The 15,910-nt window shown below is 37.5% G+C and carries 14 protein-coding genes; 5 read left to right on the top strand and 9 right to left on the bottom strand.

Annotation, left to right across the window (positions count from 1 at the left end):
- Nucleotides 1-512 precede the first annotated feature (512 nt).
- Nucleotides 513-1,712 (bottom strand): radical SAM family heme chaperone HemW, encoded by a 1,200-nt coding sequence (gene hemW / locus ACFIKO_RS00500; protein ID WP_375673044.1) that lies wholly within the window; start codon nucleotides 1,710-1,712, stop codon nucleotides 513-515.
- On the bottom strand, nucleotides 1,709-2,353 hold the full coding sequence (gene rdgB / locus ACFIKO_RS00495; RefSeq protein ID WP_375673043.1) for an RdgB/HAM1 family non-canonical purine NTP pyrophosphatase: 645 nt from the start codon (nucleotides 2,351-2,353) through the stop codon (nucleotides 1,709-1,711). Before rdgB ends, hemW begins: the two co-directional genes overlap by 4 nt.
- A 509-nt stretch (nucleotides 2,354-2,862) precedes the next feature.
- On the opposite strand from rdgB, the gene hrcA reads away from it, so the two are divergent.
- Together hrcA and grpE are read left to right on the top strand one after the other, a co-directional pair.
- On the top strand, nucleotides 2,863-3,933 hold the full coding sequence (hrcA, locus tag ACFIKO_RS00490) for a heat-inducible transcriptional repressor HrcA (protein ID WP_375619233.1): 1,071 nt from the start codon (nucleotides 2,863-2,865) through the stop codon (nucleotides 3,931-3,933).
- 124 nt (nucleotides 3,934-4,057) lie between these two features.
- Nucleotides 4,058-4,720: a nucleotide exchange factor GrpE gene (gene grpE, locus ACFIKO_RS00485; protein WP_375619234.1), complete on the top strand. Its 663-nt coding sequence runs from the start codon at nucleotides 4,058-4,060 to the stop codon at nucleotides 4,718-4,720.
- Nucleotides 4,721-4,830: 110 nt separating this feature from the next.
- Here the strand turns inward: grpE and thpR are convergent, their stop codons facing one another.
- From thpR to ACFIKO_RS00455, 6 genes are all read right to left on the bottom strand, one after another.
- Complete coding sequence (gene thpR / locus ACFIKO_RS00480) at nucleotides 4,831-5,370, bottom strand: RNA 2',3'-cyclic phosphodiesterase (RefSeq protein WP_375673042.1); 540 nt, start codon at nucleotides 5,368-5,370, stop codon at nucleotides 4,831-4,833.
- A gap of 620 nt (nucleotides 5,371-5,990) precedes the next feature.
- On the bottom strand, nucleotides 5,991-6,284 hold the full coding sequence (locus ACFIKO_RS00475) for an HPr family phosphocarrier protein (RefSeq protein ID WP_012754483.1): 294 nt from the start codon (nucleotides 6,282-6,284) through the stop codon (nucleotides 5,991-5,993).
- A 17-nt stretch (nucleotides 6,285-6,301) separates the two neighbouring features.
- Nucleotides 6,302-6,700, bottom strand: a complete 399-nt coding sequence (locus ACFIKO_RS00470) for a PTS sugar transporter subunit IIA (protein WP_375619236.1) — start codon at nucleotides 6,698-6,700, stop codon at nucleotides 6,302-6,304.
- Nucleotides 6,701-6,834: 134 nt separating this feature from the next.
- Complete coding sequence (locus ACFIKO_RS00465; protein ID WP_375619237.1) at nucleotides 6,835-7,299, bottom strand: HPr kinase/phosphatase C-terminal domain-containing protein; 465 nt, start codon at nucleotides 7,297-7,299, stop codon at nucleotides 6,835-6,837.
- Between the two features lie 23 nt (nucleotides 7,300-7,322).
- Complete coding sequence (locus ACFIKO_RS00460; RefSeq protein ID WP_375619238.1) at nucleotides 7,323-9,107, bottom strand: stimulus-sensing domain-containing protein; 1,785 nt, start codon at nucleotides 9,105-9,107, stop codon at nucleotides 7,323-7,325.
- Nucleotides 9,108-9,146: 39 nt separating this feature from the next.
- Nucleotides 9,147-9,869, bottom strand: coding sequence for a response regulator transcription factor (locus ACFIKO_RS00455; protein ID WP_005774392.1), 723 nt, complete (start codon nucleotides 9,867-9,869; stop codon nucleotides 9,147-9,149).
- A 385-nt stretch (nucleotides 9,870-10,254) separates the two neighbouring features.
- Here ACFIKO_RS00455 and lysM point away from each other — a divergent pair, with 385 nt between their 5' ends.
- Nucleotides 10,255-10,710: a peptidoglycan-binding protein LysM gene (gene lysM / locus ACFIKO_RS00450; protein ID WP_375673041.1), complete on the top strand. Its 456-nt coding sequence runs from the start codon at nucleotides 10,255-10,257 to the stop codon at nucleotides 10,708-10,710.
- Between the two features lie 106 nt (nucleotides 10,711-10,816).
- On the opposite strand, the gene ACFIKO_RS00445 is transcribed toward lysM, so the two are convergent.
- The gene (locus ACFIKO_RS00445) at nucleotides 10,817-11,371 is read right to left on the bottom strand and encodes a copper chaperone PCu(A)C (RefSeq protein ID WP_375619240.1); all 555 of its coding nucleotides are present in this window, start codon (nucleotides 11,369-11,371) and stop codon (nucleotides 10,817-10,819) included.
- Nucleotides 11,372-12,340: 969 nt separating this feature from the next.
- On the opposite strand from ACFIKO_RS00445, the gene dnaK reads away from it, so the two are divergent.
- Both dnaK and dnaJ read left to right on the top strand, forming a co-directional pair.
- Nucleotides 12,341-14,233: a molecular chaperone DnaK gene (gene dnaK, locus ACFIKO_RS00440; protein WP_375619241.1), complete on the top strand. Its 1,893-nt coding sequence runs from the start codon at nucleotides 12,341-12,343 to the stop codon at nucleotides 14,231-14,233.
- Nucleotides 14,234-14,390: 157 nt separating this feature from the next.
- A complete protein-coding gene (gene dnaJ / locus ACFIKO_RS00435) occupies nucleotides 14,391-15,533 on the top strand; it encodes a molecular chaperone DnaJ (protein ID WP_375619242.1) in 1,143 nt (380 codons plus the stop codon).
- Nucleotides 15,534-15,910 lie beyond the last annotated feature (377 nt).

Here is a 15,910-nt window from a genome sequence, read left to right as displayed (position 1 = left end):
AAAGGTGAAAATCAACGTGCTTTTTTACTCGGTTTTACGGTTTTCAAAATTATCTAGAGTAATATCATTTTTAAATGATTAGAGATTGATACATGGTTTCATGCTTATTTCTTTAGTTCTTTAAATGGTGCCACGATTTTATAAAGAACAATACATTATCGTATTATGCATTCACGTACTTGTAGCAATTTTCTCAATACTTGTCACATTCGTGCCACTACGGTGCTTATGAATAGTGTAGTATAAAATTTTCCGTGAAGTGTATAAAGTCTACAGTTCCTAACCATCTTTACGTTTATGAAAAAGAAAGTTAGACCACCATACACTTTCTAGCTCAAAATATTGTGATAGCTTTTATCCATACGCTTCTCTACTTTTAAGGTGTAAGGAAATGGTGGTAACTAATTTACTATAAATAGTTTTGAAATGAGAGAATCTCACGATATTCTAATCTGGCCTTTTTTATGAAAAATGATGATTATGATTAAAATAAGTATGTTGTTATAAAAACTTTAGTTTGCGAGTTGGCTGATGATGTGATCAAGAACAATACGTCCTTTGGTTGTCGCTTTTAAGCGTTGGTTATCCACCATTTCTATCAATTCTTGGTGTTGTAAATCGATCAGTTTTTCCATTGGGATGCGTTTAGGACTTAAGGTTTCATAGCGTATAAGTTCTAAGCCTTCGCAAAGACGTAATCCCATAAGGAGCATTTCATTTGCCTGTTGTTCAGTGGTTAAATATTCCGTTTCAATACAGCCATGTCCTGTTGTTTCTACCAAATTAAGCCACTGTTCTGGATGCTTTTCATTTATTGTGACATAACGTTTGCGGTTTTCAAGGTGTGATGACAATGTTTTTGAACAGGCAGAGGAATGATTCGGTGTGTGCTCAATGAAACGTCCATGTGCTCCTGGACCAAATCCTGCATATTGGTGATAACGCCAGTAAAGAAGATTGTGTGCTGATTCAGCACCGGGTATTGCATGATTTGAGATTTCATAGGCAGGAAGTCCATGCAGTGCTGTTATTTCTTGGGTAAGATGATACAGATCTGCTGCTAGCTCTGATGGGGGAAGGATAAGTCTTCCTGCATCATGAAGCCGTTTAAAGGCAGTTCCTTCTTCGATTGTCAATTGATAAAGAGAAAGATGGTCCGCTGCCAAATCAATTGCTTGTACGAGTTCAGATTTCCATTGTTCAAGGGTTTGTTCGGGGCGGGCATAAATGAGATCAAAGGATAAACGTGGAAAAATTTGCCGTGCTAAAACAATGGCACAAAGAGCTTGTTCCACATTATGGAGTCGACCAAGTTTGCGCAATGCTTTATCACTGAGCGCTTGTATCCCTAGAGATAAGCGGTTAACACCTGCCGCACGGTATCCACGAAAGCGCTCTGCCTCCACACTGGATGGATTAGCTTCTAATGTAATTTCAACTTTATCATCGACTACCCATTTTTTTGCAAGTGCTTGCAATAGGGCATCGACAGTTTGCGGCTCCATAAGAGAAGGGGTTCCTCCACCAATAAAAATACTTGTAATATGGCGTGGGCCTATTTTGTGGTGTTGCGTTTCTATTTCGCGCTTAAAGGCGGTGACAAAACGTGGTTGATCAACACCATGGATGCGAACATGCGAATTAAAGTCACAATAAGGACATTTAGCTGCACAAAAGGGCCAATGAATGTAAATGCCAAAAGGTTCATTCATGAAAATGCTAAAAGGTTTTCTGCCAAAAGTTTGAAAGCACGTGCACGATGTGAAAGAGGGGGATCATTACGTTTCCAGTTGTGTTTTTGCTCTGTTGACATTTCTCCAAAGGTATTTTCATACCCATCTGGTAAAAAAATAGGATCAAAACCAAAGCCTTTGTCTCCCCGTGGAGGCCAAATGAATGTTCCTTCAACGCATCCGCGGAAGTAATCTGCATGAGCATCAGGCCATGCAATGCAAATGACGGATATAAAACGGCATTTTCGTTGGCTTTTTTCTCGCGCTCCGACTTTTTGGAGTTCATTTTCTATTTTTTTCATAGCTTTTAGAAAATTACGTGTGCCATCGGCTTGAATTGCCCAATCAGCGGTATAAACGCCTGGCGCACCTTCCAATGCATCTACCTCTAAGCCTGAATCATCAGAAAGAGCAGGAAGTCCTGTCTTTTTTGCTGCTGAAAAAGCTTTAATATAAGCATTTTCTTCAAATGTTTTTCCCGTTTCTTTTGGTTCTGGCAAGTCCAGTTCTTTTGCTGATTGTATTATTAAACCGAAAGGCGTAATTAAAGTAGTGATTTCATGTAATTTGCTGGTGTTATGTGTAGCAATGACAAGTTTTCTATCTGCTATGCTTCTCATATAGATTTCTCCAAAAATGAAAGGGGAACTATTTTTGTGCTAAAACTAGCTTAAATACTCATATACACACATTCTGCTTAATTTTACATGATATGGTTATTTTACACGTTTTATGATAGTTTTATTCCAATAAAATTTTTTATCTTGTATGAAGATAACCTTGCAAAGATATGAAAGACATGTTTATAATAGCATTTTAATGGTAAATTTTCAATTTCCTGCTTGCTCTAAAGGGTAAAATTTTCTATTTACAGTGGTTTTTAAATAATCTAGATTCTCTTGGCAAGTCCCTACAGCAGACCACTTTACAGATCATCTCTTATCTTAAATATTTCTCACACACTCTAACAAAAAATACCTCTTGCGTAATTTATCAATCATCACTCTGAAAGGTAGCATTTTACGACTCAATAGGATAATATATTTTTATACTACTTTAGACTATTTGACCAAACCTTGGCAAAACTTATATAAGAGATGAGGATTTTAAAAGTAGTGAAACAATTGTGATGAAGCACAAAACTATTGATAATGAACTAAAATATCTTGATGAACGTTCGCGTGATATTTTTCGCCATATTGTCGAAGCTTATCTTAATGATGGTGAACCTGTAGGGTCACGCAATCTTTCGCGGCTTTTACGACAGACATTATCGCCTGCGACGATTCGCAATGTGATGAGTGATCTTGAACATCTCGGTTTGATTTATGCACCACATGTTTCTGCGGGTCGAATGCCGACACAATCAGGTTTACGTTTTTTTGTTGATGCATTTATGGAAGCGGGTGATTTGCCAAACGAAGAGCGAGAAAATATTGAAATGCAAGTCAAAGAGGCTGGTCATGCACAATCGGTTGAACATTTTCTTGTTCAAGCAAGCCGAGTTCTTTCAGATCTTTCACGTGGGGCAGGGCTTGTTTTAGCAACAAAACAAGAAGGAACATTGAAACATATTGAATTTGTGCGCCTTGATAGGGAGTACGCTCTTGCCGTTTTGGTGACTCAACAAGGTGAAGTTGAAAATCGTATTGTTCATTTGCCAGAAGGGGTTACCCATGCACAATTGACGGAAGCAACGAATTTTCTCAATGCCCATATCCAAGGGCGTACATTGAGTGAAGCTAAAGGGGAAATTGCCCGCTTATGCGCAGAAACACAGGCAGCACTTGATGATTTATCGCATCATCTTGTTGAAACGGGATTAGCTCTTTGGGGAGGAGAAGGTGCTGATCATAAAATACACCTCATTGTTCGCGGGCGTAGCAATTTACTTGAAGATGTGAAAGCAGAAGAAGATTTAGAACGGTTACGCCATTTGTTTGATGATCTTGAAACGCGTGAGAGTATGGCACAGCTTCTCGATTTAACGGATGAAGGTTCTGGGGTTCGAATTTTTATTGGTTCAGAAAATAAGTTATTTTCACTTTCTGGTTCTTCTTTAGTTGTAGCACCTTATCGTGATTCACAACAAAGAGTCATTGGTGCTTTAGGCGTTATTGGTCCTACACGGCTTAATTATGCAAGGATTGTGCCCATGGTTGATTATACAGCTCAACTTGTGTCACAGTTATTGCGTTAAAATGATGCAGGTAAGTATTTGTACTATAAAAGCTCATTGTATTATATACATCGATACCCCTTGATTTTTGTCTGTAGAATTTCGATATCGAGAATAACGAATCTTATGAAGGAATAAAATTTTTATGTCTGATGAAAAAAACAAATTTACTGACGCTTCATTTGAAAATTGTGATTTAAAAAATCCAGCTGATCGTAATACACTTAAACAGGCAGCCGATGAATTTTTAAAAACACATAAAACAGAGGAACATGAAGACGTTGAAAAAGAAAGCAATGAAGTGAGTGATCTTTTAGCGTCTTTGCAGGATGAAAATAAAGAACTGAAAGATCAGCTTTTACGTCTTGTTGCAGATATGGAAAATCTTCGACGCCGTACTATGCGAGATGTGGCGGATGCAAAGGCTTATTCCATTGCTAATTTTGCACGGGATATGTTATCGGTTTCTGACAATCTCAATCGTGCTTTAGAAGCTATTCCAGAAGGGGCAAAGGAGAGTGATGCTGGTTTGAAATCATTGGCAGAAGGCGTTGAAATGACTGAACGTGCCATGATGGCAGCATTAGAACGTCATGGGGTGCAAAAAATTCATCCAGAGGGACAAAAATTTGATCCTCATTTTCATCAAGCGATGTTTGAAATTCCTAATGCCGATGTTCCAGATAACACTGTTCAACAAGTTGTTCAGGCAGGTTACATTATCGGTGAGCGTGTTTTACGTCCAGCGATAGTTGGTGTAGCTAAAGGGGGAGCAAAAGAAGCTTCTGTTGAAGCTGATTCGGTATAAATGTTTCAACAGAAACATCTGTAACGCGAGATAACAGCATTACAACATATACCGCTTCAAATTTTGAAGCAGTTCATCAAAAAGGTTTTAAAAGGGTGTAAAAACACCCTTTATTTTTGAAGTAGCCAAGTGCCTTTTACAATATAAGGAGCATTGCTTTCAGGAGATGGTGATAACAGTAAAACGAATCGGTCAACCTCAAAAGGAAGAAATGAAAAATCACCTCGAGAAGATAGATAAGCAGGAAGATCTTCAGGTCTAATATCGAGTAACCGTGCAAGAGTGATATGAGGCATAAATTGTTTTTCATCAGGAGCTAATTTCAAGCGGCTCCGGATTTTTTGCATCTGTTCGTGTAAAAGATTAAGAGTTTCACAAGGTTCAATGCGGACAACAAGAGAGTGGGGAGCATCTTTTGAACCAAAAACTTCAAAACCTCTCGTTTTTAGCGCAAAAGGTGGAAGCTTTATTGCTTCAAAGGCACAAATAATCTCATCTGCTACAGAGTTCTCAATTGCACCAAAAAAAGATAAAGTGATGTGGAAGTTTTGCGGGTTAATCCACTGCGCATTTGGCAAGCCATTTTGCAGCGATATGAGAGCATTTGTTGCTTCTTGTGGAATTTGAAGTGCACTAAACAAACGTTGCATGTTATCTCCTTATAATTAGAAAACATCACTACGAGCGCAATGATGTATGAATGAATAATGGATTGCTCTACTAGGAATGAGTCAATCATATAGAAAAAGAAGAGCTAAAAAATGGCTAGCATAATTATAAATTGAATTTATAAAGCTTATAAATCTGAAATAATGCTCATAAAAACCATGTTTGCATGAAGTTATTGCAAAGATATCGAGTTAGAGTATCACTCATGCCTTCATTATCAATTCCATAAACACAGCCTAAATAAAGCAAGTCGATAGATTTTTGATTGTGGGGTCATCTTTACAGCGGTCAAAAAGAGATTCAAAGCCACTTTAAGCATATCTCTATAAACATTTAATTATGTGTTTTAAACGTGGCGACAGCCATTAATGTTTAACAAACATGCAAATTCATCAAATAACAATGGAAAAGAAAACTCATACAGATATTATGTATAACACAATTGCTACAAGTATTTATACCTACGATAAATCCAAGGCCAATTTAAACGAATATGAACTCAGATATTATTAAGAAAAAACGAAGAAGTTAACAAAATAATTATTAGAAGAAGTCTCTTTTTATCTTAGGGATGATCACACTTCTTTTTTTGTGAGAAGTTTTAGTTCTCTTCTCCAAAGTTATTATTGATAAGCTTTTCAAGAGCATTAAGAGCATCTGTTGCTTCTGGTCCTGAAACACGAATGGTGAGGTTGCAACCGGATGAAGCCGCTAGCATCATAAGTCCCATAATTGATGATCCGCCAACGATTTTTCCATCCTTTTCAACTTCAACAGTAACATTAAAATTGTCAACAGTTTGTACAAATTTTGCAGAAGCACGTGCATGCAACCCACGTTTATTACAGATATTGAAATGACGACTTATACATGGGAGGGTATCTTTGGAAAACATTGGTATTTTATTATCCGCTATAAAATCATACTTGGTACATTAATATATTTACGTCCTGCTTCTTGTGCTATTCTTAACGCGTCTGATAATGAAATATCAGGACATTTGCGAATAGAAATCAGTTTAATAAGCATGGGCAAATTAACACCCGCAATCATTTCAACGCGTCCTTTTTCAATAGCAGGAATAGCTATATTTGATGGTGTTCCACCGAACACATCTGTTAATATGATTACGCCATGATCCGTATCTGTATCAGTCACTGCGGCTATAATATCACCCCGGCGCTGATCTATATCGTCATCAGGATAAACGCATATTGTTGCGAACTTTTCTTGCGCTCCAACAACATGTTCCACAGCATGTAAAAATTCAACAGCCAGCTCACCGTGCGTTACAAGCACGAGTCCAATCATTTACGCAAACTCCTGTTAACTAATAAGATCCGACCATATTGGTGGGAAAGACATTTTACAAGGCTTTGTCTTGCTGCCAAGAAAAATTTGCAAAAAAAAGGCAAAAATTGTGATTTTTTTATCTTTAGAAAAAATTAGACAGATTTTTGCCATATTTTTCTAAACAAAAATGCTTCAATAGCTTGACAAATGGCTGTACAATCGGCTTCACGAAGAGAGGGAAGTTTTAAAAGAGGAATATGCAAATCTTCAAATTGAAAAGTTTTATTTGTGGAAAAACGTTCATATTCCGGACCGAGAAAAATAACGCAATCGATAGTTGTGTGCTTTTCAAATTCTATCATATAAAGACCAACGCCACGAATCTCGATACCGCCCTCTAAATTATCAGGAGTGTATCCGTGAAGTTTTCCATTTTCCGCACGCAACATTGTATAATCATCACTGATAAACTTCGCTTCACGTTTTGACCACTCAGCACGGTCGAGCAAAGAAAGGGTAAGGGTTGATTTTCCTGATCCCGATGGACCTATAATTAACAGCCCCTTACCGCCCAATTGAAGGCAATTTGCGTGGAGTATTTCACATTCTGTTGTCATGCATTTTACTTTGGATAAAAGATTTATTTAGCGAGGGGAAGCATAATAATAAAACGTGCACCAGTTTTACACTTTCCAAGTGTAAGATCAATAATATTTTCGGCTGTAATTGTCCCATTATGAGCCTCGATGATTTGCCGACTAATAGAAAGGCCAAGTCCAGAGTTTTGTCCAAAAGCATCTTCGTTTGGTCGATCTGTATAAAAACGCTCAAAAATACGTTCAATATTTTCTGAACGAATACCTGGGCCATTATCTTCAATGGTTAAAATAAGGGTTGAAGCATGACTTTTCATAGTAATGCAAATTTTGCCACGATTCCGAGGAATAAAAGAACGTGCATTTTCAAGAAGGTTTGAAATCACTTGCCCTAAACGGAGTTCATGTCCCAATACAAGATAGGCTTTTCCATGAGGACGTGGGACAATATTAAGGCTTATATCAATGGTTTGCGTATTACGATACACTTCCTGAACAGCATGAACAAGACTTTCCAAAAGCGGTGTCATATCAACAATCTCTGCGGTTTCTCGTGCAAGCTCTGCGTCGAGCCGCGATGCATCAGAAATATCTGTAATCAACCGATCAAGACGGCGCACATCATGTTGAATAATTTCAAGCAATTTCTCTTGTGCTTCTTCATTTTTAGCCAGAGGGAGAGTTTCAACAGCACTGCGTAGGGAGGTGAGAGGATTTTTTAATTCGTGGCTTACATCAGCAGCAAAGCGCTCAATGGCTTCAATACGCATATAAAGGGCATTAGTCATATCACGAATAGAGGTTGAAAGGTGGCCAATTTCATCTTCACGCATTGAAAAATCAGGAATTTCTACACGCTGATTATTGCCATTACGCACTCGATTAGCCGAGGCAGATAATTTACTTAATGGATGGGCAATCGTATGGGCCAAAAAGAGAGAAAGAACCAAAAGTACGCTGCCTACAACGGCAAAAACTTTAAAGATAACCAGTCTTTCACCTTTTACAATGTTATCAATATCAGAACCAGTGGTTGAAAGAAGAAGAGCTCCAACCACTGCGCGATAGCGTTGTACAGGAACAGCAACAGAAACAATTAATTGACCTTGTCTGTTGCGTCTTTTAGCCGTAGCAAGAGATCCGTTTAATGCGCGGTACACTTCTGGATAAGCAATACCACTGGTTTTTGTTTGTTCTCTGTCAAGAGCAATACCTTTGCCATAAAATGTGCTTGAATACCATGAAGTAAGGCGATCCCACATGCTTTGTTCTGTTTTAAGTGGGGGTAAATCATAACTAAAAACTTCTCCACTAGAATAAAGAACGCGCGAATCAAGAAGGAGAGTAGCATCACGATCATAGATACGTGCTCTTGTCGTTTTAGGGGTGATGAGACGCCGTAAAAGAGGGGCAACTTGCTCAGGGTTAATAGGGAAATCCCAAGAATCGGTTGATTGAGGGGCGGGTGTAACGCTTTCACCAGTTTGTAACTCTAAGAGTTTTTGGGGGTCAATGAGGATAGAATTTGTATCTACTGTTGCAGAAGCAGCAATAGCTCCAGCAATAATTTTTCCTTGGGTACATAAACTTTTAATTTTTGCTTCAATTAAACCATCGCGAAATTGGTTAAGGTATAAAATGCCTGTAACTAAAACAGCAAGGGCAGCAATATTTAATATAACAATACGACGTGTGAGGCTGGAAAAAAGCAATTGTCTAAAGAGACGTTGTGTTCGAAGATGCAAACGGGCAAACATAAGAAATGGCGTTGAGGATGTACCATTAACAGTTGTTTTTTGTAAAGTTTCCAGTTGAGAATTGTCTGTCATCGATTTGATGGCCGTTCAAATTTTTGCGACAAAGTAGTTTTATACCTCGTGGAAACGATAACCTACACCATAAAGTGTTTCAATCATTGCAAAATCATCATCCACTTGTTTAAACTTTTTACGCAGACGTTTAATGTGACTATCAATGGTGCGATCATCTACGTAGACTTGATCACTATAGGCAGCATCCATTAAAGCATCACGACTTTTTACAACTCCTGGTCTTTGTGCTAAGGTTTGCAGAATCAAAAACTCCGTAACGGTTAAAATAACAGGTTTATCTTTCCATGTACAGGTGTGGCGTTCTTGATCCATTACAAGATCTCCACGTTTGAGAGAAGAGGTGGAAGAAGTTCCTGTAGAAAGCGGTTGGTTACGTGCATTAGAACGGCGCAAAATAGCTTTCACGCGTTCAATAAGAAGACGTTGGGAGAAAGGTTTAGTAATAAAATCATCAGCTCCCATTTTGAGACCAAATAATTCATCAATTTCATCATCTTTAGAGGTGAGAAAAATAACTGGAAGATCAGATTTTTGACGTAAACGACGCAAGAGTTCCATCCCATCCATTCGGGGCATTTTAATATCAAAAATAGCTAAGTGTGGAGGGTGAAGTGTGAGACCCTTGAGTGCAGATGCTCCATCTGTATAGCTTTCAACCCGATAGCCTTCTGTCTCAAGCGCAAAAGATAAAGATGTCAAAATATTGCGATCATCATCAACAAGTACAATCGTTTGCGTGATTGTTGGTGTATCTTTCATGGTTTCTTAGACCTTTCTATTGCTGTGGTAGCAAATTACCCACACTTATTTATATGGGAGTTCATATTTTTTTTGCAAAACAAATATGATACAAATTGTAGCAAAGTAAAAAACCTTTTGTCATTACTGTAAAATCTTGTTTTGCTTTCATAATTTATAATGTTTCTACGTCTATTAAGATCCCTTCATTTGAGAGAAAATTTTCATAAAGGCTTTTTTAACAAGGTTTATTACAAAGTTTATTATTGTATTTGTCTCATAATTGAACAGATGTAGTTTTGATTGTTGAAGTTTAGAAAATCTGCCTATGTGTTTTAAGAGCAAAGAAAAGAATGTGGCAATATATGCACAAAAATTTGTTTCTGCTACACGAAAGGAGGTCGTAATGGGATTTTTTAATTTTATTAAAACTGTAGGGGAAAAGTTAGATATTGGGGACCATGACCCAAAAGAAAAAGATTTTAAGAGAGCATTTGATCATTTTCAACTCGGTACAGAAAAAGTCAATATTCAAGTTGAAGACGGTAAAGCTATTTTAAGCGGTGAAGTTCCAGACAGGGAAACACTTGAAAAAGCACTGCTGGTTGTTGGCAATTCACAAGGTATCTCTTCTGTAGATGTTGATCAATTAAAGGTTACAAATACAACGCCTAGAAAACCTTCTCGCTTATATGAGGTTAAATCTGGTGATAATCTTTGGAAAATTGCTGAAGAGGTTTATGGAAAAGGGCAAGGTAATAAAAACACATTTATTTTTGAAGCCAATAAGCCAATGCTAAAATCTCCCGATAAAATTTATCCTGGACAAGTTTTACGTATTCCTGAAATTGACCATAGTTAATTCATTAAAGGGGAGAATTTGTTACTGATGGCATTAAACAGAAAAAGAAGAAGCGTACAAAAATTTCACGCTTCTTCTTAAAAGTGTGTATTATAAAACAAGGAGCCTAGTGCCTATGAGAGGATTTAGAAGGTGATGGTGCTTTCATAGCGTTTACAGAGAAATCAACATCAATCGTTCCTGCTTTCTCAAATGTCAATTGTGCGCTAATTTTATCACCTAACTTGAATGGTTGTGAAAGCCCCATAAACATAATATGATCACCGCCAGGCTTAAGCGTGATTTCGCCATTTCCCGGAATTTCAATGCCATTGTGCATTTTTTCCATTTTCATAATATCATTAACGACAGCCATAGAGTGTATCTCTGTTGTTTTTACTCCGTTTGTGGAAATAGAAATCAAACGGTCTGGGGTATTACTGTGATTAATAATGTAGAGATAACCGCTACCAACTCTTATACCTTCAGGTGTTTCGCGTGTCCAAGGATTGAGAATTTCTATGTCGCCAAGTTTATATTGCTGAGCACTTGCTGGCAGGGTTACACTAGCAAAGAGAAGAGCACACACGATATTTATGATAAGCTTTTTGTATGAATATTGTGTATGTATTATATTCTTAAAGATAAGATTTGTTATTTTCTTAATAATAGATGTCATCATTGATTTACCCTCCTTCATAAGATTCTCACTTTGAATAGCTTTTTATTTTAGCAGAGCTTTTATTTAAAATAAAAGAAAGAAATGCTAAAATGAAATTGATTTGAATATGAGAATAAAAATCATAGAATTCTTGGATTTTAAAGGAAGACAATAAAGTTTACAATGACAACACACCTCTCAATGCTTCCGTATTCACCTCATAATAGTATTTGTAAATGGTATAAAATCTATGATGCACTACTATTTTACTTAATAAAGATATAATACAGAACAATTATAAACCACTTTACCAATTTTTAATATTACGACATCTCTTGGTATTTTAAAGCGTTTATACAGAGGCATTTTTATATATTTTCAAAGTTCAAAATTATATAGTTAAGAAAAAACGCTTTAGGTGAGTTTAAAGCATATCTTTCAAATAGCAGTAAACAATGAGAGCGTTAAAAGGAGAATTTTTGAAAGGATATCGATAGATAATACTTCTACTGATATGAGCATTAGATATGATGACTATTTTAGTCCAAGGAAAATTTATAATATTCGTGATATAAATTATTCGCCTTTTAAAAAGCTTTTACGTGAGTATCATTTTATTAATGATGAGAAGATCAAGAGCGAGAGTGCAATCACTCTTTTGTTCTTTTAATTTTTATAGAAAGATATATTTATTGAGAATTGCAAGAAAAATATATTATAATCTCAAGTCTCTCATAAATATGGTATTTATGGGTCATTAGAGCGCCTATTTTAAAATAAATTTTTTATTTTGGAGATGTTTCTCTCATTATTCTCTTGTAGCAATAAAAGCCTGTTCTTATATACGAGGCAACAAGGCTTATTGCGACTTGCAATTTATTATTATTTTATGTTGCTTGAAGCAATATATGGGTTTTGAGTGTTATGAGGAGCTGTCTTAAAAAGATGCTTTATGAAGGTTGAGGTAGCTTGCTGAATGGAGATTATAATATGGCAAAAGTAATTGGTATTGATTTGGGGACAACGAACTCTTGTGTGGCTGTTATGGATGGCAAAAACGCAAAGGTTATCGAGAACTCAGAAGGAGCACGAACAACACCTTCCGTTGTTGCCTTTACTGATGGGGGAGAGCGGCTTGTTGGACAGCCTGCTAAACGGCAGGCGGTAACAAATCCTGAAGGGACAGTTTTTGCAGTTAAACGTTTGATAGGACGTCGTTTTGATGATCCTATGGTTGAAAAAGATAAAGCGCTTGTGCCTTATAAAATTGTTAAAGGTGACAATGGTGATGCATGGGTTGAAGAAGCGGGGAAAAAATATTCTCCATCGCAAATTTCGGCTATGATTTTGCAAAAGATGAAGGAAACAGCTGAATCTTATCTGGGTGAAAAAGTTGAACAAGCGGTTATTACTGTTCCGGCTTATTTTAATGATGCGCAACGTCAAGCGACTAAAGATGCGGGTAAAATTGCTGGACTTGAAGTTTTACGGATTATTAATGAGCCGACTGCTGCTGCTTTAGCTTACGGTTTGGATAAAAAAGACGGAAAAACAATTGCTGTTTACGACCTTGGTGGTGGTACATTTGATATTTCAGTACTTGAAATTGGAGATGGCGTTTTTGAAGTTAAATCAACTAATGGAGATACGTTTTTAGGGGGTGAAGACTTTGACATGCGCTTGGTTGGTTATTTTGCAGATGAATTCAAAAAAGAGCAAGGAATTGATCTGAAAAATGATAAATTAGCTTTACAGCGCTTAAAAGAAGCGGCAGAAAAAGCAAAAATTGAGCTTTCTTCGTCACAGCAAACAGAAATCAATTTACCATTTATCACGGCAGATCAATCAGGTCCCAAGCACTTAACAATGAAATTGACTCGAGCAAAGTTTGAATCTCTAGTTGACGATTTAGTGCAGCGCACCATCGAGCCTTGTAAAGCTGCGTTAAAAGATGCTGGATTAAAGGCCGGTGAGATTGACGAAGTTGTTTTAGTGGGTGGTATGACACGTATGCCCAAGATTCAGCAAGTCGTGCAAAGCTTCTTTGGTAAGGATCCACACAAAGGCGTTAATCCTGATGAAGTTGTTGCAATGGGTGCTGCCATTCAAGGGGGGGTATTGCAAGGCGATGTCAAAGACGTGTTGCTTCTAGATGTAACACCTTTATCCTTGGGGATCGAAACCTTGGGTGGTGTTTTTACACGTCTCATTGAGCGCAATACCACTATCCCAACGAAAAAATCTCAAGTTTTTTCAACAGCTGATGATAACCAGAGTGCTGTGACTATTCGTGTTTTCCAAGGTGAACGGGAAATGGCGAGTGATAATAAGTTATTGGCTCAATTTGATCTTGTTGGTATTCCTCCAGCACCACGTGGTATACCTCAAATTGAAGTTACTTTTGATATTGATGCGAATGGTATTGTTAATGTTTCGGCCAAAGATAAGGGAACTGGTAAAGAGCATCAAATTCGTATTCAGGCATCAGGTGGTTTAAGTGATGCTGATATTGAAAAAATGGTACAGGATGCGGAAGAGCATGCAGCTGAGGATAAAAAACGCCGTGAAGGTGTTGAAGCTAGAAATCAAGCGGAAGCTCTTATTCATTCAACTGAAAAATCACTCAGTGAATATGGCGATAAAGTATCAGCTGAAGAAAAAGGACAGATTGAAACAGCGATATCTGATTTGAAATCTGCGCTTGAAGGCAGTGATACTGAAGAAGTAACAACAAAGATGCAAAAATTAGCTGAAGTCAGTATGAAGCTTGGACAGGCTATGTATGAAGCTTCACAAGCAGCGAGCGCTGACACTGAAACAGAAGCAAAGAATGACGATGTTGTTGATGCTGATTTTGAAGAAGTTAATGATAAGAAGAAATAGTGTCAGCATATGTGTTGATTAATTTATAAACCCGGCCTTTGAAATATAAGGCTGGGCTTTATTATTTGAGTGAGTTGCAACTTTGTTGCTAAAAATATAAATTAAAAGCAATCTTATCCATAAAGATGGATGACAGAGAAATTATCAGGAATACATGATGAAGGTTGACTATTATGAAATTCTTGGCGTGACTCGTGAATGTGATGATAAAAAGTTGAAATCTGCTTTTCGTAAGTTGGCAATGCAATATCATCCTGATCGCAACGCCGGGGATAAAGAGGCAGAGCGAAAATTCAAAGAAATTGGCGAAGCCTACGAAGTCCTTAAAGATCCCCAAAAGCGTGCTGCTTATGATCGATTTGGTCATGCGGCTTTTGAAAATAGCGGTAGTCAAGGAGGAGCAAATCCCTTTGGAGGTTTTGCTTCTGGTGGTGGCTTTGCTGATATTTTTGAAGATTTTTTTGGCGAAATTATGGGAGGTGCGCACCGTAAGCGTGGTGATGGTCGCGAACGTGGTGCAGATCTGAGTTATAATATGGAAATAACCTTAGAAGAGGTATTTTCAGGAAAAACTGCAGAAATTACTATTCCCAGTTCCGTTACGTGCGATGTTTGTGAAGGATCAGGAGCGAGAAAGGGCTCTAAGCCGCAAGTTTGTGGAACATGTCATGGATCTGGTCGTGTGCGTGCTGCACAAGGTTTCTTTTCTATTGAGCGAACATGTCCTTCATGTCATGGACGTGGTGAAGCTATTACAGATCCATGCCCAAAATGTCAGGGGACACGACGCATAGAGAAAAAACGTTCATTGAGCGTGAATGTTCCAGCTGGTATTGAAGATGGAACGCGTATTCGCCTTTCTGGTGAGGGTGATGCTGGTATTCGTGGTGGCCCCAATGGTGATCTTTATATTTTTCTTTCCGTTAAACCGCATGAATTTTTTCAGCGAGAAGGAGCAGATCTTCACTGTCGCGTTCCCATTTCAATGGTAACAGCTGCTTTAGGAGGAGAGTTTGAAGTTTCCGATCTTGATGGTGTTAAAGCGCGTGTTAAGATCCCAGAAGGGACACAAAATGGACGTCAGTTCCGCCTTAAGGGCAAGGGTATGCCCATGTTGCGTCGGCAGCAAGCAAGGGGTGACCTTTACATCCATATCACGATTGAGACACCACAGAAATTAACGCAAGAGCAACGTGAACTATTGCAAAAATTTGAAAAACTTTCAAATCATGAGAACTCACCGCAATCACATGGCTTTTTTTCACGTATGAAAGAATTTTTTGAAAATATTTCTGGTTAAATATGTGAATGTTCTCAGAATAGATTAGAAAAAACTTTTGGAAGGTTATTTTAATTAAGCTTTCTATAGTCTTATCATCTGTGAAAAGCATTTTTTTCTTGAAAAGAAAAGAGAGAAACGATTAATTTAGGGTAAGTGCCTGCCGCTGATAGTTTTTTACATTTCACGAGTTTTATGGATAAGTCTTATTTTTGAGTATCTATGATATTTTAAAAAGGGCTTATCCATACAAGAGGAACGCAATTGAGTGACTAATTTCCAGTGTCATGATAACTGCCTTTATGCATTCAGCATTTTTTGTATTTATTGTTTTACTCAAAATGCCTTTTTAAAAGCCCTATACTAAAACTGTCAAATAGGGTAGTAGCCTACCAAGA

Source organism: Bartonella sp. TS82HLJMH, from assembly GCF_042193495.1.
Lineage (GTDB): Bacteria > Pseudomonadota > Alphaproteobacteria > Rhizobiales > Rhizobiaceae > Bartonella > Bartonella grahamii.
The sequence above is the reverse complement of the archived record's forward strand: the minus strand, read 5'-3'. Positions and strand labels throughout refer to the sequence as shown.

What these genes read in the sequence shown, in the direction of transcription:
- hemW (WP_375673044.1), bottom strand. Translation starts at nt 1,712, where the DNA reads ATGAATGAACCTTTTGGCATTTACATTCATTGGCCCTTTTGTGCAGCT.
- rdgB (WP_375673043.1), bottom strand. Translation starts at nt 2,353, where the DNA reads ATGAGAAGCATAGCAGATAGAAAACTTGTCATTGCTACACATAACACC.
- hrcA (WP_375619233.1), top strand. Translation starts at nt 2,863, where the DNA reads ATGAAGCACAAAACTATTGATAATGAACTAAAATATCTTGATGAACGT.
- grpE (WP_375619234.1), top strand. Translation starts at nt 4,058, where the DNA reads ATGTCTGATGAAAAAAACAAATTTACTGACGCTTCATTTGAAAATTGT.
- thpR (WP_375673042.1), bottom strand. Translation starts at nt 5,370, where the DNA reads ATGCAACGTTTGTTTAGTGCACTTCAAATTCCACAAGAAGCAACAAAT.
- ACFIKO_RS00475 (WP_012754483.1), bottom strand. Translation starts at nt 6,284, where the DNA reads ATGTTTTCCAAAGATACCCTCCCATGTATAAGTCGTCATTTCAATATC.
- ACFIKO_RS00470 (WP_375619236.1), bottom strand. Translation starts at nt 6,700, where the DNA reads ATGATTGGACTCGTGCTTGTAACGCACGGTGAGCTGGCTGTTGAATTT.
- ACFIKO_RS00465 (WP_375619237.1), bottom strand. Translation starts at nt 7,299, where the DNA reads ATGACAACAGAATGTGAAATACTCCACGCAAATTGCCTTCAATTGGGC.
- ACFIKO_RS00460 (WP_375619238.1), bottom strand. Translation starts at nt 9,107, where the DNA reads ATGACAGACAATTCTCAACTGGAAACTTTACAAAAAACAACTGTTAAT.
- ACFIKO_RS00455 (WP_005774392.1), bottom strand. Translation starts at nt 9,869, where the DNA reads ATGAAAGATACACCAACAATCACGCAAACGATTGTACTTGTTGATGAT.
- lysM (WP_375673041.1), top strand. Translation starts at nt 10,255, where the DNA reads ATGGGATTTTTTAATTTTATTAAAACTGTAGGGGAAAAGTTAGATATT.
- ACFIKO_RS00445 (WP_375619240.1), bottom strand. Translation starts at nt 11,371, where the DNA reads ATGATGACATCTATTATTAAGAAAATAACAAATCTTATCTTTAAGAAT.
- dnaK (WP_375619241.1), top strand. Translation starts at nt 12,341, where the DNA reads ATGGCAAAAGTAATTGGTATTGATTTGGGGACAACGAACTCTTGTGTG.
- dnaJ (WP_375619242.1), top strand. Translation starts at nt 14,391, where the DNA reads ATGAAGGTTGACTATTATGAAATTCTTGGCGTGACTCGTGAATGTGAT.